This is a genomic window from Photobacterium piscicola (assembly GCF_046058925.1).
GTDB lineage: Bacteria > Pseudomonadota > Gammaproteobacteria > Enterobacterales > Vibrionaceae > Photobacterium > Photobacterium piscicola.
On the sequence record NZ_CP175534.1, the window covers coordinates 1,245,953 to 1,266,892 of the forward strand.

The window sequence follows — 20,940 nt, forward strand, 5'->3', positions numbered from 1 at the left end:
CACATAATGTAAGTATTGCGGCATTGATGCGGCTGTAATAAGCGGTGCATATAATGCCACAATATGAGTCATCAAATATAAATACTATGCTTTTTGTTTTTTGATATTTTCAAGCGACACTTGATCATTTAGCGTCCAAAAATCGATTAAAATACCGATGAGGAAAAAGCCAAAAGTACATAGATAGAGAATACCAGTTAACCATTTACCCATGTACATGCGATGAACACCAAATACACCAAGGAAGGTTAATAGTAGCCACGCAATATTATAATCAATTTCACCGCCGGCGAAGCGTAAATCAGATTCACGGTTCATTGACGGGATTAAAAATAAATCGATTAACCAGCCAATGCCAAACAAACCGAGTGTTAAAAACCAAATGGTACCTGTTACTGGTTTACCATAATAAAAACGGTGAGCACCTGTAAAACCAAAAATCCACAATAGATAACCCACAAATTTACTATGTGTATTGTTCTCTTGCATAGCTAGCTCCATTGAGAAAAGATCATAATAATTAATGAAAGTAACATTGTTGAACAGATATTGTTAACTTTCGTTGATGACATAAAAAACAGTATATAATAATAAACGTTTACTGCGGATAATATATGGAATGATATTGGAATTTTCACCTTTTAGGTTGTATTAGTTCAATTTATTACGCATAACTATGCGCATTAAATGGCTTTATGTTTAATTATATAAAAAAATACGTAAAATGATGCCTGTATTATTAGTGTTAGATGTCTGATTATTCTGCGTTTAATTTATTATTTGAAATATGCGTAATAGATGTTAAACGTTAGTAACAATTTTAATGAGTGATTAAATTGACATTTTGTAGCGAATAGCTACGATGCTTAGAGTTAATGACGAAGGTATATCGATTATTATGAAACGCTTTTTTACCGTATTTGCTCTTATTGTGGCTGTATCGTTTACAGCATCACATGCAGAAGCAAAAAGATTCGGTGGTGGTAAGTCATTTGGTAAAAGCTTTAAAACCGCTCCGGTTCGTAAGCAGCAACCACAACAGACTGACACTATTCGTAAACAAAATCCAACCGCAGCATCATCGGCGAAAAAAGGCCTAATGGGTGGTTTGTTAGGTGGTCTTCTTGCTGGTGGTTTGTTAGCCGCTTTCTTTGGTGGCGCATTTGATGGTATCCAGTTTATGGATATTCTTATTATCGGTGTGATTGCTTTTGTATTGTTTAAACTATTTAAAGCAATGCGTGCGAATAAAGGTACACCGATGGGGCACCGTGAGTCTTATGCTGGAAATTCTCCTCGTCAGCCTCAACAGCAACGTCAACAACAGCAACAATTCCGTCAAGGTGCAGCACAACAACAATCATCTGGTTTTGAATCAACAGATAGCGATGTGCCGTTTAACTTACCGCCAAACTTTAATATGAATGCATTCCTAAATGGTTCGCGTGATCATTATCGTATTATTCAAGGCGCATGGAATCATAACGAATTAGAAAAAATTCGTGAGTACGTGTCTCCCGCTTTATTAGTGGATTTAACTGCTGAGCGTGCAAAGCTGTCTGAAGAACAACATACAGAAGTGATGTACGTTGATGCAGAACTTGTACGTGCTGATCATGATGCAAATATGGCTCAGTTAAGTATTAAGTTCAGTGGCCGTTATAAAGATAGCGTTGAAGGTGTAGAAGAAGATATTAATGATGTATGGCATTTAGAGCGTGATTTACGCAAACCTAATGCACCATGGTTAATTGTTGGTATTCAAGCATAATCGCGACAAAGAACAGTCAAAAAGCCGCTAATAGCAAATTGTTTCATATATTATGATGATTTTGTGAAGCGGCTTTTTTATATCTCTCAATAACTTAGGTTGTTTTTCATACAACGCTGAAACTTAATGACTGATAGATGTTCAATTTTTTGACGTGGATCTCATCTTGGTAGAGAAAGATCTTCAGATATTGATCTCTGCACCTAGTTTTCTTACCAACAAACGCTAATATTAATAATAGATTATTTATCCCACTGGGATTTTCCATATTAAGAGGTGACTATGCTGTACACTCCCGATATCGTTGATGAAATGAATCTGCTGGTAAAATTCCCTATGCACAGCAATATGGAAGGTATTAAGGTTCATAGCGATGCAAGTCCTACTGTTATCTCTGCAGCGCAACGTTTGTATGCGAAAGGATTAGTGACTGAAGAGGATGGAGGATATTTGACATATTCTGGCCATCAAGTGGTAGAAAATGCTAAAAATGCATTACGTATTCTGACTGGCGCGGCCAAAGAATAGCATTATTCTTCAGTAAGCAAACAGCAATAATCACTCGGTTATTTGCTCAAGCTCGGTAATAATTGTTAAGGCTTGCTCGTTGGTATTACCACAAATATCAGAGCAAGCTTTAAAATTATGACACACCGCTGGGCGTTCTGGGTGACCAAAGAGTTTGCATAAATTGTTTTCATTTAACTGCACGCAACGTACCCCCGCAGGTTTACCATTCAGCATTCCTGGAATCGAAGATGATATACTCGGAGCAATACAGCATGCTCCACAACCCAAACGACATTCCATCATATTTATCTCTTTCTGCTTTACAAATTGGTTGCGCAAATTACCATTGTTAATCCTAAAAGCCAAATGACTTGGTGATTTTATCGATCTCGATTATTTACAGGTTGGTAATTTATTCCTACGCTAAATGATAATAGCTATTATTTCTGTCGGTATTGGTGATTAATAGGTATTTTTAATTTGCAGTTTACCGTATTGATCGCTATAAAAACCGCCTGCTTTATTTTTTGATAAGCTCATTCATTATTGTGGCGTATTGAACGACACAAATAACAATACTGGTGTAAGTATCATGACCCATTTTTGGCAACAGAAAGACTTAGCGACAATGACAGATCAAGAGTGGGAATCACTTTGTGATGGCTGCGGTAAATGTTGTCTACATAAGTTAATTGATGATGATACCGATGATATTTATTACACCAATGTCGCGTGTAGTCTGCTCGATAATCAAACATGTTCATGTAAAGATTACGCAAACCGATTTGAGTCAGGCGAAGAGTGTCTTAAATTAACTCGTGAGCGCATTGATGAGTTTGTATGGCTACCTGAAACATGTGCTTATCGTTTGCTTGCTGAGGGTAAACCTTTACCTGAGTGGCACCCATTGATCACGGGGTCTAAAGAAGCAATGCATGCTGCAGATGAATCTGTGCGCAATAAAATCGTGTATGAAATCGACGTGATTGATTGGGAAGACCACATCCTAAATCATCCTAATCGTATTAGTGAATAAGCCGCTAATTGTTTGTTGATTTAATAAAAAATGCCCTCGTCACTGACCGTTTCGAGGGCATTTTTAATTTGATTACACTCTTAGTGCAAATTATGGACGAGCAAAAGTATTACAGACTTTTGGATCGCCTGATTTAAAACCTTTTTTAAACCATGAAATACGCTGTTGTGAACTGCCATGGGTAAAGGCATCTGGCTGTACAGCTTGTCCTGCTGATTTTTGTAAACGATCATCGCCAACGGCACTAGCAGCATTGATCCCTTCTTCTATATCACCCGCATCAAGCATGCCTTGTTGATTGACATAGTGACCCCAAACACCAGCGTAGCAGTCGGCTTGAAGCTCTAACTTTACACTGAGTTTATTGGCGGTGATTTTATCGCTTCGCTGTTGTAGTTGATGCACTTTATCACTCGTACCAAGTAACTTTTGAACATGGTGACCAACTTCATGAGCGATAACATATGCAAAGGCAAAATCACCTGGTGCGCCTAATTTATTAAGCTCTTTAATAAAGCCAAGATCAAGATAGATTTTTTGATCTGCAGGGCAATAAAAGGGACCCGTTTGTGCTGAACCTGTGCCACAACCTGTGCGAGTAACATTGTTATACAGCACTAGTGTTGGTGGTTGATATTTCCCCGATAGTTGCTTGTCCCAAACACTTTCTGTGGTACCAAGAATAGCGGCGACAAATTGCTTATTCTCATCATTTGATTGTAGTGCGGCTTTCTTCGGTGTGTGAGATTGTTGTAGACCAAGGGAGGAACCGCCACCAGTGAAATATTGAAAAGCTAAAAATAAGCCGCCGATGACTAAAATGATTCGACCTATTTTACTGCGCATCAGTAAGGGAACTAAACGCAATAATCCTGCCGCTGGTAGACCAGCTTGAGCAGGGCTATCGCCACGTCGATCTTCAATGTTTGAGCTTTGGCGAGAATTCTTCCAACGCATTATCAATCCTTTACTTTTGTGGGGAGTCGCTGATTAAATAATGGCTCAAAAACATACGTTAGTGGTATTTTTCTTAACAAGAATATATTGATGAGCCAGCGAGTGATAGCCGTGAATATATCTAACGCTATGATTAGATATATTTTTTAAGCGGTTAACGACAATTGTTGTTGTGCAAGTTCTAATCGTTCAATAATTGGCGCTGCTTTATTGAGACAACGAATATCAGTAAATAATAATTTCGCTTGTGGATATTGATGACGTAAATAAGCAAACCATTGTTTAACACGGTTGGGGTAATATAAGCCTTTATCGCCTTTGATTTCAAATTGCGAGTAGGTTAATAATAAGGCTAACACTTGTTCCCATGTCATCGGGGCTTGGTTATATTTAACCACATTACCTAAATTGGGTAAGTTTAATGCACCACGGCAAACCATTAATGCATCAGTATGGGTTGCGGCTAAACATGCCTGGCCATCAGCATGGCTCCAGACTTCGCCATTGGCAATAATCGGTAATGTAACATGCTGGCGAAGTTGACGAATGTAATCCCATTTGATGGTGTCTGCTTTATAACCATCATTTTTTGTTCGAGCATGAATAACCATTTCATCAGCGCCAGCCTGCGCAATTGCGTCGGCAATCTCAAAGCATTGTTGCGGATCATCCCAACCTAAACGTACCTTAGCGGTTACAGGTTTGGTTGGATTAACCGCGGCACGAGTGGCTTTTACTATCTGATAGATTAACTCAGGTTCTTTTAGTAATACCGCACCACCACGGCTTTTATTTACTGCTTTGGCTGGGCAACCAAAGTTAATATCGATGCCAGCAGAACCAAGGTTACACGCACGGTGAGCATTTTCAGCCATCCATTGTGGATCTTGACCTAATAGTTGAACACGAACTGGTGTACCAGAGCGTGTTTTACCGCCTTGATGTAATTCAGGACATAAACGATAGAAAACACTATTGGGTTGTAGGCTATCAATGATACGTACAAATTCAGTTACGCAAAGATCATAGTCATTAATCTCGGTTAGCATCTCACGCATTAGATGATCTAATACGCCTTCCATCGGGCCTAAAATAACTCGCATAGGGGTGTTTGCTCTACTGGTAAATAGCTAAGGGGCAAGAGTCTAGTGCGAGTTGGCTAATTTGTCATCTTTGTTTTTACTTTGATTGTAGATGATAGCCTGAAATAATTGTGGTTGGTCGTAATTGGTGCTTATCACATGTGATGGCTAGTTTTAGCATACTGGTTGCGACATCTTCGGCAGGAATAGGCAGGTAGTGTTGCAGTGGGCCAACCATTAATGGATGAATAACATCAAAAATACGTTGAATAACTAATTCATCTTGGCGGGGTTGATTTCGTTCGCCTTTAAGTGGACCTGGACGAACAAAGACACAATGTTCAAATGCTAAAGTGGTTAATGCTTGTTCCATCTTCCCTTTACAGCGTAAATAATGAGAAGGGGAGTATTTAGAGGCGCCTAAGCTGGATACCACGAAAAGGTGCTTTACACCCAAATTTTTCATCGTAATAGCGACATTTTTAACTAAATCAACGTCAATCGCTTCAAGCTCTTGTTTTGTGCCCGCCTTTTTTTTGGTTGTTCCTAAACAGATAAAACCATATTCAGGTACGGGTTGATCATTCTCCCAAGCAATAATACGTAATTGACTGTCTATAATTTGGTGTAATTTCTTACTATGAAAAGGTAATGGTCGACGAGCTAAAGCGTAGATATGATCAAAACGTGGGTGGTCGAGTAATTGATGTAATAGCTCAGTACCGACTAAGCCGCTGGCTCCAGCAATAATCGCATTCAGTGAACGGGGTGACATAAGTGTATCCATCATATATAAGTCGAGGGCTATAAATAACGTATTTTTATTTAATTTGCTTTTAACTTTATCAAATTTTAGCGATTAACGGCGATTAATGGTGTCGTTATGGCTATTGCCATGCATATTCGACGTATAATAGCGGCAAAGTGAATCAAAAGAATTAACCTGTAGGACATCGAATGAATACATTAATGACGTTACCATCACATTGGCAAGGGATGTCAGCGGCTTTTATTGAAGGTGCTTTATTTGCTGCGAATGCTAACCCAAAGCCAATGGAGCCAGAAATATGGCTGCCAGTTTTAATCAATGGTGGTGGTGATGAAGCTGCGGTTGTCATGGTTGATGACGCCGATAAAATGCCAATTCTTAGTCATTTTGAAATGCAATATCGTAAGGTTAAAGCGGGTGAATACCAATTACCAACGAATTTGATTTGGCAGCAAGATGGCAGTAATCAAAATGCGTTACGTGAGTTTGCGCAAGGATTTTTGGCTGTGTGGGCATTCATTGAGCCTAATTGGCAACAGCAAACCGTTTCTGATGGCACCATGCGCATGTTGTCAGCACTATTAACGACATTAATGTTACTGGTGGATGAAGCGGCAACATTGGCGCAAATGGAACAAGCGGGTGTTACTGGTATGCCGGCAGCCAGTGAGTTATATACACAGTTACCTTTAATGCTAACCGAAGTGATGATGGCGGCGGATCAATTGCAAATAGGTTCTGGAGCTCAAGCAATTAATCCATTTAAAGGTATTGGACGTAACGATCCTTGTTCATGTGAAAGTGGCAAGAAATTTAAACAATGTTGTGGTAAAACGCTGTAATGACAATAGCAAAGCCACATGTCATTGTTGTTGCGGGGGTGATTGAAAAGCAGGGATATTATTTTATTGCCCAACGGTTTGATGATGCGAGTCAGGGGGGGCTGTGGGAATTTCCTGGTGGCAAAGTTGAGCAGGGTGAAACCCCAATACAAGCCCTTGAACGAGAACTGTCTGAAGAGCTGTCGATAACGACTACAACGGGAATGTGGCTTGCTGATAGTGTGTTTGATTATGGTGATAAAGTCGTTGAGCTTAAAGGTTATTTATCCCATTGGCGGCAAGGGGATATTATGCTCAATAGCCATCAAAAAATAGCGTGGGTTTCATTACGACAATTAGCGGATTATCAGTTTTGTGCTGCTGATTATCCTATTATTGCCGCGTTACAACAGTATATAGCTTCAAGAGATAGCGATATTAGCTAAGTACACGTTGCTACTATAGTGGCGCATAAAAAAAGCGAAGCATTGTGCTTCGCTTTTTTTATATTCGTTTTTTATGTAGCTGTAATAGCTTAGCGCTTGTTACCAAAAAATTGTGCAATAACCATGACGGCCCAAACAATAAGGTTGGCAGCAAAAATGATTACTAGCCATTGTGGCATTGAAAGATCAAGGAAGGTCCATACCACTTTGGCACAATCACCATAGGCTTCAAACATCCATGGAACCCAATGGTTAAGTGGTGCCCATGAAGGAAATTGGACAAATAAATCACAAGTAGCAAAGGGTGATGGGTTAAATTGAAATCCTACATGTTGATAGGCTAATTCAAGACCACGGTAAGCACTAAATCCCCAGCCAGCTAATCCTAACCAGCGTAATAGGCCATTTTTAGGCGCCAATAAACCAATTAGAGCGGCAATACCAATCCCCATCATTGCAACACGTTCATAAACACACATTACACAGGGTGCGAGTTTCATTACATGTTCAAAAAAGAGTGCAGAACTTTCAAAGAAAATAATGGACAGTAGCAATAGCAACCAAGCTAAACGTGTTTTTGAAAAAGAATTAAGCACTTTCATTCTGGATACTCTAATGGCTAACTGGATAAAACAAAGCCCTGAACATCAGGGCCTTGAAATGATAAATGGCACTTATTACTGAACGTTATTCAATCATAGCTCTGAAGATAAGTAAATCGTCATATAAGTCGATTGTGTTCTTTTAATGACCTACCGCAGGAATTAATGCCGCAGCATCTACTGTGCCTTGTGTTAACCAATTCATACTATAAAACCAATCAGTCATCGGAACTAATAACAGTTCAATACCGGCTAAACCCACAAAGGTTAATACGATTGTATAAGGTAAAGCCATATACACCATACGTCCGTAAGAAAGTCGAATGAGCGGTGCCAACGCAGAGGTTAGAACAAATAAGAAGGCCGCTTGACCATTAGGTGTCGCCACTGACGGTAAATTAGTACCAGTATTGATAGCAACAGCTAACATATCAAATTGATTGCGATCGATAACACCATGAAGTAATGCTGCTTTAACTTCATTAATGTATACCGTGCCAACAAACACATTATCTGAAACCATCGACAAGACACCATTGGCAATATAGAACATGGTCAATTGTGAACTACCTTCAAGGCTTAACACCCAGCCGATAATTGGCGTAAATAGTTGTTGATCAATGATAACGGCAACGACCGAGAAAAAGACTGCAAGTAGTGCGGTAAAAGGTAAAGCTTCTTCAAACGCCTTTCCTAATGCATGTTCTTCAGTTATGCCTGTAAATGCGGTTGCAAAAATAATGACCGTTAAACCGATTAATCCTACCGCCGCTAAGTGCATTGCTAGACCAACAATTAACCATACCGCAATAATACCTTGAACGATAAATTTAGCGTAATCAAGGTTAGTGCGACGTTTACGTTCTTCGTTGTCTAAATCAACCAAAATCGTGCGAACATTTTCAGGTAATTTTGCGCCATAACCACAAATTTTAAATTTCTCAATCAACACACAGGTAAAGAGACCACAAATTAGCACTGGAATAGAAACCGGTGACATACGAATAATGAACTCACCAAATTGCCAACCCGCTTGATCGGCAATAATTAAGTTTTGTGGTTCACCAACCATGGTCATTACACCACCGAGTGCCGTACCTACACCGGCATGCATTAATAAACTACGTAAAAAGGCACGGTAGTTTTCTAAATCGTCACGGCTCAGTTCTTGAACATGATCATCATCGGTATGATCATGATTGGCGCTTGGATCTTGCCCTGAAGCGACTTTATGATAAATGCTATAGAAGCCAACCGTTACACTAATAACGACGGCAATAACGGTTAATGCATCAAGGAAGGCAGATAAGAATGCCGCCATGATACAAAAAGCGAGAGAAAGCAGTATCTTAGATTTTATGCTAATGAGTATTTTGGTGAAAATAAACAGCAACAGCTGCTTCATGAAGTAGATGCCAGCCACCATAAAGACAAGCAGTAATAATACTTCGATATTTGCAACAAGCTCGTGCTTTACTTGTTCAGCACTGGTCATGCCGATGGCGACAGCTTCAATAGCAAGTAAGCCACCAGGTTGGAGCGGGTAACATTTAAGTGCCATTGCTAAAGTGAAAATAAATTCCACTACCAATAACCAACCAGCAACAAAAGGATCAACGAGAAAGAAAACCAGTGGGTTAATGATAAGAAAAGAAATAATTGCAATCTTGTACCAGTCAGGCGCCTTACCTAAAAAGTTCTTTATGAAGGCATTCCCTAGCGATATAGCCATGTTTGAATCTCTTATTATTAGTGCAAATTTAAAGGTACGAAATGGTCTAAAAGCCGCCCGCGAGCACTAATCAGCAGAGAATTGATGGCGTCATGCCAAGAATTTTTAGCAGTGATAAGTTCTTTAAGATAAACACCATAAATAACCGATGATGATATTTAACTTAAAGCAGGCAGCAGCGTCCATTTGCTCCCAGTTTGTTAATGATAACTTTACCGATTGAAAATGATTAGTCAATCGCAGACATAACTATGTAAAATTATTATGACATTTTCATCACAAACTGAGGGTGATACCTAAGACATTAAGGGTACAATATACAGAATGTTAAAGGCAAAATATCGCTAGCTGATAAAATAATGCAACCAATGCAACCTTTAAGGGGATAGATGGTTTATTTTTGTACATATCTATCTGCGCTATGTCAGAGTTATGTACTAGATTTCAGCTATTGAACAACTAGTGGTATGATGAGTGTTAATAAATAATATAAACAAGAAGCGAATTGGATTGAACTTAGATGGTTATTAAGGCAGATAGCCCAGCGACGTTTGCTGAGAAATACATTATTGAAAGTATCTGGAATAATCACTTTCCTCAGGGCTCTATTCTTCCTGCTGAACGTGAACTTTCAGAACTGATTGGCGTAACTCGAACAACGCTGCGTGAAGTATTACAACGTTTGGCTCGAGATGGTTGGCTAACTATTCAACATGGTAAACCTACCCGTGTAAATAATTACATGGAGACCTCTGGTTTAAGCATTTTAGATACGTTAATTACATTAGATGGACAGGATGTTCAACGCGTATTAGCTGATTTATTAGCGGCTCGTACTGATATCAGTAGTGTTTTTATGCGTTATGCTGTCAAAGGTAATCCAGAAAATTCCAGTGAATTAATTCAACATGTAATTGAATCATGTCAACGATTACTCGCAGCTGAGAGTTTTGCTGAGTTTATTGAAAATAGTGATGATCGATTAGATTTACTGCAAGAAGTAAAGAAGATCGTTGATAAATACGGTAAAAATGATCCTCAGTTATGTGAGGAAGTTTGTCGAGCCCGTGCTTTTAATTACTATGATTACCGTTTATTCCAAGGAATGGCAGGAAAATCAGGTAATACGCTATATGTGCTGACAATTAATGGATTACGTAAAATTTATACTCGCGTTGGCGGTTATTACTTTATGAATCCAGAAGCATGTCAATTAGCGCTTAATTTCTATAGTGATTTGCAATCATACTGTGATGGTCATCAACCAGAGTTAGTTGCTGATCGCATTAAAAAATATGGCCGAGAAAGTGGGGCGATTTGGTATACCCATCGCGTTAAAATCTCTAAATATTTATATGAAGAAGAACAGTAATAGTTACTGTTCTTAAAAAAATTAAAACGGGGGAATCAACGTTATGTTGGTTCCCCCTTTTTTATATTGTGGCTGAGGCTGTTGTTATATATCAGTGTTGTACTGCGTATTTGCCGGACAAGTTGCTATAATTTTTCCACGTCCATCTGGTAATTCCTCTTCGAGGGTCACTCTAAATCCCCATAGTCGGTGCAGGTGTTTTATCACTTCGGCATGACTGTCTGCTAATGGTATTCGATTGTGTGGAATATAACGTAATGTTAATGAACGATCTCCTCGAAGTGCCACGTTCCAAACTTGTAAGTTAGGCTCATTATTGCTGAGGTTGTATTGAGACGATAACTTTTCTCTAATGGCGCGATAACCTTCTTCATTATGGATAGCACTGACTTCAACATAGTTATGACGGTCATCATCATCGACAGCGAAAAGCTTAAAGTCACGCATTAATTTTGGTGATAAAAACTGGCTTATAAAGCTTTCATCTTTGAAGTTTTCCATTGCAAAATGGAGAGTATCGAGCCAATTTGATCCAGCAATATCAGGAAACCAATATTTATCTTCTTCGGTTGGATGCTCACAAATACGACGAATATCTTGGAACATTGCAAATCCTAACGCGTAAGGATTTATGCCATTGTAATAAGGGCTATTGTATTCAGGTTGTGCGACCACATTAGTATGGCTGTGTAAAAATTCCATGATGAATCGATCTGTTACCAATCCTTCATCATAGAGGTGGTTTAGAATTGAATAATGCCAAAATGTTGCCCAACCTTCGTTCATGACTTGGGTCTGTTTTTGTGGGTAAAAATATTGGCTAACTTTACGTACTATGCGCACTAATTCTCGTTGCCATGGTTCCAGTAGTGGGGCGTGTTTTTCAAAGAAATAGAGAATGTTTTCTTGTGGTTCTGATGGAAAACGTTCTTCTTCTAATATGGTTTCTTTGGCTTGGTGTTGGGGAATGGTGCGCCATAAAGAATTGACTTGAGATTGCAAATAATCTTCACGGGCCTTCTGGCGTGCAGTTTCTTCAACTAGTGATATTTTTTGAGGGCGCTTGTAGCGATCAACGCCATAATTCATCAAGGCATGACATGAATCGAGCAGTTTTTCTACATCATCAACCCCATATTTTTCTTCGCATTCTGTAATATATTTACGGGCAAACAATAGATAATCAATGATAGAACTGGCATCAGTCCAAGTTTTAAACAGGTAATTGCTTTTAAAGAAAGAGTTGTGCCCATAACATGCATGTGCCATTACGAGGGCTTGCATAGTAATGGTGTTTTCTTCCATCAGATAAGCGATACAAGGGTCGGAATTAATTACGATCTCATAGGCTAAGCCCATCTGGCCATGTTTGTAGCCTCGCTCAGTTTCAATAAAGCGCTTACCAAATGACCAGTGGTGATAGTTGATAGGCATTCCGATACTGGAATAGGCATCCATCATTTGTTCGGCAGTGATAACTTCAATTTGATTTGGGTAAGTATCAAGGCGATAGTGTGCAGCTACACGCTTAATTTCAACGTGATATTGTTCAAGCAAATCAAAAGTCCAATCTGGTCCATCACTGAGTGGTTTTGTTGTTGTCATTATTGCCATCACTCAATCTCCCCATGTTTGTCCACTCGATACTGATAAGTTGGTATAAATCGGCACAAGGCTTATGCTGTGCCGATTATGGTTAGTATCATGGAGTAGCGTTAATTTAACTGACTTGTTTTTTAAATAATTCCCTAAACACGGGGAAAATATCTTCAACAGTTTTAATATTTTGCATCGCAAAATTCTCATGGCTGCTGTGTAACGCTTCATACTCTCGCCATAATGTTTGATGTGCTCGACGAGTGATTTCTATGTATGAATAATAACGTGTTACTGGAAGTATGTGTTTATCAAGCAATTCACGACAACCTGGGGAATCATCTGCCCAATTATCGCCATCAGATGCTTGTGCCGCATAAATATTCCACTCTTCGGGACGATAGCGTTGTTTAACAATGTCATGCATCATTTTCAATGCACTTGATACTATTGTGCCACCGGTTTCTTGAGAGTAGAAAAACTCATGCTCATCCACTTCTTTTGCTTGAGTGTGGTGACGAATAAACACCACTTCAACATTTTTGTAAGTACGGTTTAAAAATAAATACAGTAATATATAGAACCGCTTAGCAATATCTTTTGTCGCCTGATCCATTGAGCCGGATACATCCATTAAGCAAAACATAACCGCCTGACTTGATGGTTGTGGACGACGTTCGTAGTTCTTATATCGTAAGTCAAATGTATCAATAAATGGAGTACGGTTAATCTTTTTCCGTAGCACGTCAATCTCTTGTTTAATCCGTTCTTCTTCAAACGGTTGAGCAGGCTCAGTTGTAAATAATAACGCCAGTGCTTGCTCTAGCTCTCGTACTTTACGCCGCTTACCTGCAGTCATTGCGGTTCGTCTTGCGAGTGAATTTTGCAATGATTTTACGATAGCGATATTTGATGGTACGCCTTGTGATTTATACCCAGCACGAAACGTTTTCCATTCTACAAGTTGATTAATCGCGTTTTTTTGTAAATTAGGTAATTCTAAGTCTTCAAACAATAGATCAAGGTATTCGTCTTTTGAAATTTGGAAAACAAAATCATCTTGTCCATCGCCATCAGGACTTGCTTGACCTTCGCCCGCGCCGCCTTGACCACCACCTCCTTGTGGTCGTTCGATGCGATCGCCGGGACTAAATTGGTCATTACCTGGGTGAACGACTTCTCGTTGCCCACCTTTACCTTGATGAAAGGTTGGTTCGCTAATGTCGCGAGAGGGGATGGTTATATCCTCACCACTATCGACATCAGTAATCGAACGTTTATTTACTGCATCAGCGATTGACTCTTTAATTCGCTGTTTATGACGGCGTAAAAAACGTTGGCGATTGACGGTGCTCTTATTTTTACCATTGAGCCTTCGATCAATAAAGTGTGCCATAGTTCCCCCCTTTGTTGTCAGTTGGTTACGACGACTTACGCACGCGTAAGTACCATTCAGACAATAAGCGAACTTGTTTGCGGGTATAGCCTTTCTCCATCATTCGAGCAACAAAATCATCATGTTTTTTCTGCTCGTCTGTTGAGGTTTTCGCATTAAAGGAAATAACCGGTAACAGCTCTTCTGTATTAGAGAACATTTTTTTCTCAATTACAGTACGTAGCTTTTCATAGCTAGTCCAATTTGGATTTTTACCTGCATTATTGGCACGAGCACGAAGAACAAAATTAACAATTTCATTTCGGAAATCTTTTGGATTACTGATACCTGCAGGTTTCTCAATTTTCTCGAGTTCATTATTGAGCGCAGAACGGTCAAACAATTGGCCTGTATCAGGATCACGATACTCTTGATCTTGAATCCAAAAGTCAGCATAACTTACATAACGATCAAAGATGTTTTGGCCGTATTCTGAATAAGATTCCAGATAAGCGGTTTGAATTTCTTTACCAATAAATTCAACATATTTAGGCGTTAAGAAGCCTTTGAGATGCTCTAGATATTTTTCAGCAATATCTTGTGGGAATTGTTCACGCTCTATTTGTTGTTCAAGCACATAGAATAGGTGAACAGGGTTAGCCGCAACTTCAGCATGATCAAAGTTAAATACACGTGAGAGGATCTTAAAGGCGAAACGGGTTGATAATCCATTCATGCCTTCATCAACGCCCGCATAGTCACGGTACTCTTGATATGATTTTGCTTTTGGATCGGTATCTTTAAGTGTTTCACCATCATAGACACGCATTTTTGAATATACACTTGAGTTTTCAGGCTCTTTTAGACGTGATAGCACAGTGAAACGCGCTAGAATTTCAAGGGTACTTGGTGAGCATGGTGCCGATGATAGCTCACTGTTTTGTAATAATTTTTCGTAAATACGCATTTCTTCAGAAACCCGTAAACAATAAGGAACTTTAACGATGTAAACACGATCGAGGAAGGCCTCATTAGTCTTATTATTACGGAATGTCTGCCACTCTGATTCGTTTGAGTGCGCTAAAATCATGCCATCAAAAGGCAATGCTGATAGTCCTTCAGTACCGTTATAGTTACCTTCTTGAGTCGCTGTTAATAATGGATGTAGCACTTTTAATGGTGCTTTAAACATCTCAACAAACTCCATTAAGCCTTGGTTTGCTTTACATAAGGCTCCTGAATAACTGTATGCATCGGGATCATCTTGCGAGAAATGCTCAAGTTGGCGAATATCAACTTTACCGACCAATGATGAAATATCCTGATTATTTTCATCACCCGGTTCCGTTTTAGCAATACCGACCTGATCAAGAATCGAAGGGCGTACTTTTATCACTTTAAATTGAGTGATATCACCACCAAATTCATGTAATCGTTTGGCAGCCCATGGCGACATAATACTATTAAGATAACGGCCAGGAATGCCATATTCATCTTTTAGTAATCCACCATCTTCTTGTTTATCAAACAAACAGAAAGGATGATCATTGACTGGGCTACGTTCGCCATTAGCCGTAAGAATATAAATCGGCACTTTTTGCATTAAACTTTTAAGTTTTTCAGCTAATGATGATTTACCACCACCAACAGGGCCTAATAAATAGAGAATTTGTTTACGTTCTTCAAGTCCTTGAGCCGCATGTTTAAGGTAAGACACAATTTGTTCAATGGCTTCTTCCATGCCATAAAAATCTTTAAAGGTGTCATAACGTGATATTACGCGGTTGGAAAATAAGCGGCTAAGATGTGGATCTTGTGCGGTATCAATCATTTCTGGCTCGCCAATAGCCATTAGAAGACGCTCTGCTGCGTTGACGTAAGAACTACGATCGTCTTTACAGATATCAAGGAATTCTTGTAATGAAAGCTCTTCGTCTTTAGCTTCTTCATAGCGCTGACGATAGTGGTCAAAAATACTCATAGTATGCCCCCTGAATCGTTCTTATATTTGAGAGTAATTAATGAAAAACATAGTGTTTTTGCATTGCTTACTTATTTAAGCCTAGTCTGAACTTGCTACTTTGTATTGCAGAATTACTGATTGGTGAATAAATTTTTTCACAGTTGATAGGATAAAATTGCCGATTAAATAACCGATACCAATCACTATCCTTTAATTTAAAGGGTTTCGCAAGCTAATTTGTTGCAAAGTTATTGTATCTATGTTGTTTTTGTGTTTGTAGATGATGAGTTTATCAGTTGGATGTAAATGCTATGACTTATATGCTTATTAGTTTTTATTACTGATTAAGTATTTAGTTATGAAGTAAATGTTTTGATTATGTATTAAAGGCAGTTTTATTGTGTTTTTTTGTCATAGCGTGATTTTTTTGCTCTGTCTTAACATTAAGAGCGAATGATAAATTGTAAGAATCTAAGGGGGCATACTCATTTTTTAACACAAAAGGCAAATGACTGATTTAATCTCAATATGGACGGTCATGTTAGTGTTTAAAAGTATGGAGCGAGATGTTATGTCTATTTGTCGAGTTGATACGGTATCAATTCCAGTCACAGATCAAAATCAAGCACTGCAATTTTATCGTGATGTATTAGGGTTTGAATTAATTAGAGATCATGCTGAGAATCAACAAACTCGGTGGGTACAACTGGTGCCAAAAGGGGCTGAAACAACGATCAGTTTAGTAAAACCTTTTGCGGGGATGGAAGCGGGAGGGGTACAAGGTTTAGTGGTTCAAACGCATGATATTCAATCTACATATCAGGAGCTTAGCAGTCGAGGTGTGGCACTATCTGAAATTATTACAATGATGGAAGGGCGATTTGCGACCTTTAATGATCCTGATGGCAATGGTTGGGTATTGATTGAATCAAATGGCACCATGCTAGCATAACATCACTAGCCAGATCGTAATCTTGCTAGTGATGGAGAAAGCATTATGAATTAGTGCTGGACGGCAATACGAGTTGCTAAGGTATGTGACTGTCCTGGTTGTAGCTCAATAGTTGGGGTATGAATTGTTGATTCAACACACACCATGGTTTCAAAGCTATTGTTTGCCATGTCAGCCATGCTTATTGATAATTGTTGCCAAGGGTTCCAAATAACGGCTGCATTATCACCGTCATTCGTTACTGCAATAGTACGTTGGTTATTTTTGTCTGCAATTAGAATCGTTGGTTGAGGCTGAGTATATACACGATCCGTTTCTGCGCTAAAGGTTAATACATCACTACCTTGGCATGCTTTTCCTGCTTGAGTGCTATCTAAATATGCGTGACCCATACCCGTTATTGAAACATTGTTGATATCTGCAATATTAAAATAAGTGTGTAGTGCACCGCCAAATGACCAAGGCTGAGTATCTGTATTGGTTGATGATAAACTCACTTTTAGCTCAGCATTCATTTCAAATGTGATTTGGTTATGGAATTTATGTGGCCAAATTTCACGAGTTTGTTGGTTATCTTCAAGGGTCAAAGAAACAATAATGCCATGCTCATTTTCACGGTGTTGCGATAATGTCCACTCACTTGTACGAGCAAAACCATGAGAAGGAGTTCCTGCTTTACCAAACCATGGCCAACAAACAGGAATACCACCACGAACTGCTTTTGTTAGATCAAATTCAGCATTTTCACTTAGCCAAATAACATCTTTTTCACCCGCAGGTTTGAACCAAAGTAGATGGCCACCATGGAGAGAAATTCCCGCTTCTACCATTGGGTGAATAATGCGAATAATTTTCACACCTTGATATTCGCATACAGTAACAGCATCAGATAATGCATTAATTGTCGAAAGTTGACGTAAATCCATCTTCTTTTCCTTAATGTTGAGTGGCGAAAGCGCCCATTGGTGATGATTTTGGTTATATTCAGCGCAAAATCATAAACAATGAAAACTTATTTTTCGTTTTAAAATATCAAAGAATATTAAGATTTATTTGTTATTTTTGTAACATATTTGATCTGAATATTTCATGTGCTATACATTAAACAGGGCTGCGGTGGTTATTTTATAATTTATTCGTTCTAAGTGAGAATGATGACGGCATGTTATTTTCGGTTGAATTGATAATTACCATATTTTAGATGTAAAAAAGGCGACACCCTTAAGCGTCGCCTTTTACTATCTGCTTTCAAAGAAAGTCAGCTAATTGCTTACATTACTTAGAGATGTGAGCGATTAGGTCTAGAACTTTGTTTGAGTAACCGATTTCGTTGTCGTACCAAGATACAACTTTAACGAAGTTATCGTTAAGTGCGATACCAGCTGCAGCATCAAAGATTGAAGTGCGAGTGTCGCCATTGAAGTCAGTTGAAACAACTGCATCTTCAGTGTAACCAAGAACGCCTTTTAGAGAACCTTCAGAAGCTTCTTTCATTGCAGCACAGATAGCTGCGTAAGATGCGCCTTTTTCTAGGTTAACTGTTAGGTCAACTACAGAAACGTTAGCAGTTGGTACGCGGAAAGCCATACCAGTTAGTTTGCCGTTGATTTCTGGAAGAACAACGCCTACTGCTTTAGCAGCACCAGTTGATGAAGGGATGATGTTCTGAGAAGCACCACGACCGCCACGCCAGTCTTTAGCTGAAGGACCATCTACAGTTTTTTGAGTTGCTGTAGTAGCGTGAACTGTTGTCATAAGACCAGAAACGATACCGAAGTTGTCGTTTAGAACTTTAGCGATAGGCGCTAGACAGTTAGTAGTACAAGAAGCGTTAGAAACGATGTCTTGACCAGCGTAAGTTGTATCGTTAACACCCATTACGAACATAGGTGTAGCATCTTTAGATGGGCCAGTTAGAACAACTTTCTTAGCGCCAGCTGTGATGTGCTTACGTGCAGTCTCGTCTGTTAGGAACAGGCCAGTTGCTTCAGCTACTACGTCAACGTTGATTGCATCCCACTTAAGATCTTCAGGGTTACGCTCAGCAGTTACACGTACAGTTTTACCGTTAACGATTAAGTTACCGCCTTCAACTTCAACAGTACCGTTGAAACGGCCGTGAGTTGAGTCGTACTTAAGCATGTATGCCATGTATTCAACGTCGATTAGGTCGTTGATACCAACAACTTCGATGTCTGTGCGCTCTTGAGATGCACGGAAAACAAAACGACCGATACGGCCAAAACCGTTAATACCTACTTTAATTGTCATTACAGTTGCTCCACAACTTAATTTCTAATGAAATATAACTGGCAGTAAAATTACAGAATCCTTTGCAAGCCTGCAAGCAAAAAAAACGTTTAAATTGCTTGAGGTCAAAAAAAAGTTCGGATTTCTTTACATTTCCACTACATCGCCGTTAATTTATACAAATGTTGTTTAAATTAACGGCGCAGTAATTATTTACTCTTAACTGTTTGTTGCAATAATCAAAAACTATTTTCGAGTCTATGTGACTTTTTGCACAAGAAGTATGTGGTACAGTGACCCCAAATTGCAAATATATTTATTCAATTTACTTAAAATACAAGAAAGGCAATAAAAGAATGAATCAAAAAGATAATGCATATTGGCAGGATAAGTTATCTACTGATGCTTATCGAGTGTGTCGTGAGCAAGCAACAGAAGCTCCCTTTAGTGGCACACTGTTACATAATCGTGAGACTGGTGTTTATAGTTGTACTTGCTGCGAGCAGCCTTTATTTGCTTCTGCTAATAAATATGATTCTGGCTGTGGTTGGCCGAGCTTTGACGCACCTATCACGAAAGAGTGTATTCGTTATTTAAATGATAATAGTCATGGCATGGTACGGACGGAGATTCGGTGTTCACAGTGTGATAGCCATTTAGGGCATATTTTTCCTGATGGACCGCCATCAACAGGTGAGCGATTTTGTGTTAATTCAATTTCACTGCTTTTCTCTACCGATAATTAATCTGCTGCTGTGTATTCGTGACGGTTTAAGATAATCGCGCTGAGATCTTTATACTATGGTGAGTTGTTATGGCTATTGCATCATAATATCAGTGCGATGGTATTGACCGTTATTCAAGGTTGCAATGATGTTGAGTGTCACACTATCTAATTTTTTTCGCTCGTTTTCAGTTAACTTAAATGGGTTATGAAGTGTTATTTTTTGAGGTGTATTATTGGGTTGATAATGGGTACTGATATTAGCCCAGACATAAGCTGCTGCCATGTTGTGTTGCTGATAATATAAGGTTGAAAGAGAGTGTAATATACTGATATTAATATTATCTTTTGCTTTATAAAGGCTGAGGCTATGATGCAGAAGATCGATTGTCTTAGGCTTATCTTTATTAACATAATAGCGAGCCAGTGCTAATTGTAATTCAGGGTGTTCAAGTTTTTTATCACCTTCAAGTGCAATAAATTGTTGTTTAGCTATTGGGTCACCCTGACTCCAACGATAATAAATAATATGTGGATCTTGAGAGGATTGTAATTCTTGATTGAGCCGTTCAATACTTTCATAACTATGATACAGCGCTTGTATGCGTTTGGTCTTACGTTGCTTTAATTCTGTTGGCTCAATGCGTGCGGCATACTCAAGACAGAACTGATATTCCTTGGTTGCTTTTAACTCTTTAAATTTGTGTTGTTCTGAGGGGGTTTGCAAGGTGTCATAACGTTGCCATATAAGGTTCGTTCGTTGAATGCGACATTGACCATCATTAAGATTTAATGGCTGGCATACGTCGGGGTTATCATCACATAGATTCTCTGTGGTACGGTAATGATCAAAGCAACCACTCAGTAAAAGTGGTAATAACATTATGGCTTTTACATTTCGTAGTGAGTGTGACGATACTGTACGTGCGAACAATAAAACAAAGTTCAAAAGATAAACTCATAAAAAAGCGATAATTAAATT

At 38.9% G+C, this 20,940-nt stretch carries 21 protein-coding genes; 8 read left to right on the forward strand and 13 right to left on the reverse strand.

Going from position 1 to position 20,940, the window contains the following annotated elements; all coding sequences use genetic code 11:
• Positions 1 to 84: 84 nt before the first annotated feature.
• Positions 85 to 489 carry a TM2 domain-containing protein gene (locus tag ACJZU6_RS06180; RefSeq protein WP_080157974.1) on the reverse strand — a complete coding sequence of 135 codons (405 nt, stop codon included), beginning with the start codon at positions 487 to 489 and terminating at the stop codon, positions 85 to 87.
• A gap of 409 nt (positions 490 to 898) precedes the next feature.
• Between ACJZU6_RS06180 and ACJZU6_RS06185 the strand changes: the two genes are divergently transcribed.
• Together ACJZU6_RS06185 and ACJZU6_RS06190 are read left to right on the forward strand one after the other, a co-directional pair.
• Complete coding sequence (locus ACJZU6_RS06185) at positions 899 to 1,771, forward strand: Tim44 domain-containing protein (RefSeq protein ID WP_080157973.1); 873 nt, start codon at positions 899 to 901, stop codon at positions 1,769 to 1,771.
• Positions 1,772 to 2,053: 282 nt separating this feature from the next.
• Positions 2,054 to 2,299, forward strand: a complete 246-nt coding sequence (locus ACJZU6_RS06190) for a TIGR02647 family protein (protein WP_107276370.1) — start codon at positions 2,054 to 2,056, stop codon at positions 2,297 to 2,299.
• Between the two features lie 30 nt (positions 2,300 to 2,329).
• Here the strand turns inward: ACJZU6_RS06190 and ACJZU6_RS06195 are convergent, their stop codons facing one another.
• Positions 2,330 to 2,581: a YkgJ family cysteine cluster protein gene (locus ACJZU6_RS06195; protein ID WP_080158164.1), complete on the reverse strand. Its 252-nt coding sequence runs from the start codon at positions 2,579 to 2,581 to the stop codon at positions 2,330 to 2,332.
• Between the two features lie 292 nt (positions 2,582 to 2,873).
• Here ACJZU6_RS06195 and ACJZU6_RS06200 point away from each other — a divergent pair, with 292 nt between their 5' ends.
• A complete protein-coding gene (locus ACJZU6_RS06200) occupies positions 2,874 to 3,317 on the forward strand; it encodes a YcgN family cysteine cluster protein (RefSeq protein WP_080157971.1) in 444 nt (147 codons plus the stop codon).
• A gap of 90 nt (positions 3,318 to 3,407) precedes the next feature.
• Here the strand turns inward: ACJZU6_RS06200 and ACJZU6_RS06205 are convergent, their stop codons facing one another.
• The 3 genes from ACJZU6_RS06205 to ACJZU6_RS06215 form a co-directional block, all read right to left on the reverse strand.
• Positions 3,408 to 4,274, reverse strand: a complete 867-nt coding sequence (locus ACJZU6_RS06205) for a neutral zinc metallopeptidase (RefSeq protein WP_080157970.1) — start codon at positions 4,272 to 4,274, stop codon at positions 3,408 to 3,410.
• Between the two features lie 146 nt (positions 4,275 to 4,420).
• Positions 4,421 to 5,377 (reverse strand): tRNA dihydrouridine(16) synthase DusC, encoded by a 957-nt coding sequence (dusC, locus tag ACJZU6_RS06210; protein ID WP_408900816.1) that lies wholly within the window; start codon positions 5,375 to 5,377, stop codon positions 4,421 to 4,423.
• Positions 5,378 to 5,453: 76 nt separating this feature from the next.
• Positions 5,454 to 6,131 (reverse strand): NAD-dependent epimerase/dehydratase family protein, encoded by a 678-nt coding sequence (locus ACJZU6_RS06215; RefSeq protein WP_080157968.1) that lies wholly within the window; start codon positions 6,129 to 6,131, stop codon positions 5,454 to 5,456.
• Between the two features lie 182 nt (positions 6,132 to 6,313).
• On the opposite strand from ACJZU6_RS06215, the gene ACJZU6_RS06220 reads away from it, so the two are divergent.
• Both ACJZU6_RS06220 and ACJZU6_RS06225 read left to right on the forward strand, forming a co-directional pair.
• Positions 6,314 to 6,967, forward strand: a complete 654-nt coding sequence (locus ACJZU6_RS06220) for a YecA family protein (RefSeq protein ID WP_408900817.1) — start codon at positions 6,314 to 6,316, stop codon at positions 6,965 to 6,967.
• On the forward strand, positions 6,967 to 7,392 hold the full coding sequence (locus ACJZU6_RS06225; protein WP_080157966.1) for a (deoxy)nucleoside triphosphate pyrophosphohydrolase: 426 nt from the start codon (positions 6,967 to 6,969) through the stop codon (positions 7,390 to 7,392). Before ACJZU6_RS06220 ends, ACJZU6_RS06225 begins: the two co-directional genes overlap by 1 nt.
• An 89-nt stretch (positions 7,393 to 7,481) precedes the next feature.
• On the opposite strand, the gene dsbB is transcribed toward ACJZU6_RS06225, so the two are convergent.
• Both dsbB and nhaB read right to left on the reverse strand, forming a co-directional pair.
• A complete protein-coding gene (gene dsbB / locus ACJZU6_RS06230; RefSeq protein ID WP_080157965.1) occupies positions 7,482 to 7,994 on the reverse strand; it encodes a disulfide bond formation protein DsbB in 513 nt (170 codons plus the stop codon).
• A 142-nt stretch (positions 7,995 to 8,136) separates the two neighbouring features.
• The gene (nhaB, locus tag ACJZU6_RS06235) at positions 8,137 to 9,726 is read right to left on the reverse strand and encodes a Na(+)/H(+) antiporter NhaB (RefSeq protein ID WP_080157964.1); all 1,590 of its coding nucleotides are present in this window, start codon (positions 9,724 to 9,726) and stop codon (positions 8,137 to 8,139) included.
• A gap of 520 nt (positions 9,727 to 10,246) precedes the next feature.
• Between nhaB and fadR the strand changes: the two genes are divergently transcribed.
• Positions 10,247 to 11,098, forward strand: coding sequence for a fatty acid metabolism transcriptional regulator FadR (gene fadR / locus ACJZU6_RS06240; protein WP_080157963.1), 852 nt, complete (start codon positions 10,247 to 10,249; stop codon positions 11,096 to 11,098).
• Positions 11,099 to 11,182: 84 nt separating this feature from the next.
• Here the strand turns inward: fadR and ACJZU6_RS06245 are convergent, their stop codons facing one another.
• The 3 genes from ACJZU6_RS06245 to ACJZU6_RS06255 all read right to left on the reverse strand — a co-directional run bounded on the left by ACJZU6_RS06245 (position 11,183) and on the right by ACJZU6_RS06255 (position 16,050).
• Entirely contained in the window at positions 11,183 to 12,712 is a 1,530-nt protein-coding gene (locus ACJZU6_RS06245; RefSeq protein WP_327766217.1) for a SpoVR family protein, read from the reverse strand.
• 106 nt (positions 12,713 to 12,818) lie between these two features.
• The gene (locus ACJZU6_RS06250; RefSeq protein WP_080157961.1) at positions 12,819 to 14,090 is read right to left on the reverse strand and encodes a YeaH/YhbH family protein; all 1,272 of its coding nucleotides are present in this window, start codon (positions 14,088 to 14,090) and stop codon (positions 12,819 to 12,821) included.
• Positions 14,091 to 14,115: 25 nt separating this feature from the next.
• A complete protein-coding gene (locus ACJZU6_RS06255) occupies positions 14,116 to 16,050 on the reverse strand; it encodes a PrkA family serine protein kinase (protein WP_080157960.1) in 1,935 nt (644 codons plus the stop codon).
• A 553-nt stretch (positions 16,051 to 16,603) separates the two neighbouring features.
• Here ACJZU6_RS06255 and ACJZU6_RS06260 point away from each other — a divergent pair.
• Entirely contained in the window at positions 16,604 to 16,984 is a 381-nt protein-coding gene (locus tag ACJZU6_RS06260; protein WP_080158163.1) for a VOC family protein, read from the forward strand.
• 50 nt (positions 16,985 to 17,034) lie between these two features.
• Here ACJZU6_RS06260 and ACJZU6_RS06265 read toward each other — a convergent pair whose 3' ends face one another.
• Both ACJZU6_RS06265 and gap read right to left on the reverse strand, forming a co-directional pair.
• Complete coding sequence (locus ACJZU6_RS06265; RefSeq protein WP_408900818.1) at positions 17,035 to 17,910, reverse strand: D-hexose-6-phosphate mutarotase; 876 nt, start codon at positions 17,908 to 17,910, stop codon at positions 17,035 to 17,037.
• Positions 17,911 to 18,259: 349 nt separating this feature from the next.
• Complete coding sequence (gap, locus tag ACJZU6_RS06270) at positions 18,260 to 19,255, reverse strand: type I glyceraldehyde-3-phosphate dehydrogenase (protein WP_080157958.1); 996 nt, start codon at positions 19,253 to 19,255, stop codon at positions 18,260 to 18,262.
• A gap of 335 nt (positions 19,256 to 19,590) precedes the next feature.
• Between gap and msrB the strand changes: the two genes are divergently transcribed.
• Positions 19,591 to 19,980, forward strand: coding sequence for a peptide-methionine (R)-S-oxide reductase MsrB (gene msrB / locus ACJZU6_RS06275; RefSeq protein ID WP_408900819.1), 390 nt, complete (start codon positions 19,591 to 19,593; stop codon positions 19,978 to 19,980).
• Positions 19,981 to 20,052: 72 nt separating this feature from the next.
• Here the strand turns inward: msrB and ACJZU6_RS06280 are convergent, their stop codons facing one another.
• Positions 20,053 to 20,841 (reverse strand): DUF2989 domain-containing protein, encoded by a 789-nt coding sequence (locus ACJZU6_RS06280; RefSeq protein WP_080157956.1) that lies wholly within the window; start codon positions 20,839 to 20,841, stop codon positions 20,053 to 20,055.
• Between the last annotated feature and the right edge of the window lie 99 nt (positions 20,842 to 20,940).

Excerpts from the sequence above, each read along its gene's own strand:
- ACJZU6_RS06220 (WP_408900817.1), top strand. The coding sequence starts at position 6,314 with ATGAATACATTAATGACGTTACCATCACATTGGCAAGGGATGTCAGCG.
- ACJZU6_RS06180 (WP_080157974.1), bottom strand. The coding sequence starts at position 489 with ATGCAAGAGAACAATACACATAGTAAATTTGTGGGTTATCTATTGTGG.
- ACJZU6_RS06200 (WP_080157971.1), top strand. The coding sequence starts at position 2,874 with ATGACCCATTTTTGGCAACAGAAAGACTTAGCGACAATGACAGATCAA.
- ACJZU6_RS06190 (WP_107276370.1), top strand. The coding sequence starts at position 2,054 with ATGCTGTACACTCCCGATATCGTTGATGAAATGAATCTGCTGGTAAAA.
- gap (WP_080157958.1), bottom strand. The coding sequence starts at position 19,255 with ATGACAATTAAAGTAGGTATTAACGGTTTTGGCCGTATCGGTCGTTTT.
- msrB (WP_408900819.1), top strand. The coding sequence starts at position 19,591 with ATGAATCAAAAAGATAATGCATATTGGCAGGATAAGTTATCTACTGAT.
- dsbB (WP_080157965.1), bottom strand. The coding sequence starts at position 7,994 with ATGAAAGTGCTTAATTCTTTTTCAAAAACACGTTTAGCTTGGTTGCTA.
- ACJZU6_RS06195 (WP_080158164.1), bottom strand. The coding sequence starts at position 2,581 with ATGGAATGTCGTTTGGGTTGTGGAGCATGCTGTATTGCTCCGAGTATA.
- ACJZU6_RS06205 (WP_080157970.1), bottom strand. The coding sequence starts at position 4,274 with ATGCGTTGGAAGAATTCTCGCCAAAGCTCAAACATTGAAGATCGACGT.
- ACJZU6_RS06225 (WP_080157966.1), top strand. The coding sequence starts at position 6,967 with ATGACAATAGCAAAGCCACATGTCATTGTTGTTGCGGGGGTGATTGAA.
- ACJZU6_RS06255 (WP_080157960.1), bottom strand. The coding sequence starts at position 16,050 with ATGAGTATTTTTGACCACTATCGTCAGCGCTATGAAGAAGCTAAAGAC.
- dusC (WP_408900816.1), bottom strand. The coding sequence starts at position 5,377 with ATGCGAGTTATTTTAGGCCCGATGGAAGGCGTATTAGATCATCTAATG.
- ACJZU6_RS06260 (WP_080158163.1), top strand. The coding sequence starts at position 16,604 with ATGTCTATTTGTCGAGTTGATACGGTATCAATTCCAGTCACAGATCAA.
- ACJZU6_RS06185 (WP_080157973.1), top strand. The coding sequence starts at position 899 with ATGAAACGCTTTTTTACCGTATTTGCTCTTATTGTGGCTGTATCGTTT.
- ACJZU6_RS06265 (WP_408900818.1), bottom strand. The coding sequence starts at position 17,910 with ATGGATTTACGTCAACTTTCGACAATTAATGCATTATCTGATGCTGTT.
- ACJZU6_RS06245 (WP_327766217.1), bottom strand. The coding sequence starts at position 12,712 with ATGGCAATAATGACAACAACAAAACCACTCAGTGATGGACCAGATTGG.
- ACJZU6_RS06250 (WP_080157961.1), bottom strand. The coding sequence starts at position 14,090 with ATGGCACACTTTATTGATCGAAGGCTCAATGGTAAAAATAAGAGCACC.
- fadR (WP_080157963.1), top strand. The coding sequence starts at position 10,247 with ATGGTTATTAAGGCAGATAGCCCAGCGACGTTTGCTGAGAAATACATT.
- ACJZU6_RS06215 (WP_080157968.1), bottom strand. The coding sequence starts at position 6,131 with ATGTCACCCCGTTCACTGAATGCGATTATTGCTGGAGCCAGCGGCTTA.
- ACJZU6_RS06280 (WP_080157956.1), bottom strand. The coding sequence starts at position 20,841 with ATGTTATTACCACTTTTACTGAGTGGTTGCTTTGATCATTACCGTACC.
- nhaB (WP_080157964.1), bottom strand. The coding sequence starts at position 9,726 with ATGGCTATATCGCTAGGGAATGCCTTCATAAAGAACTTTTTAGGTAAG.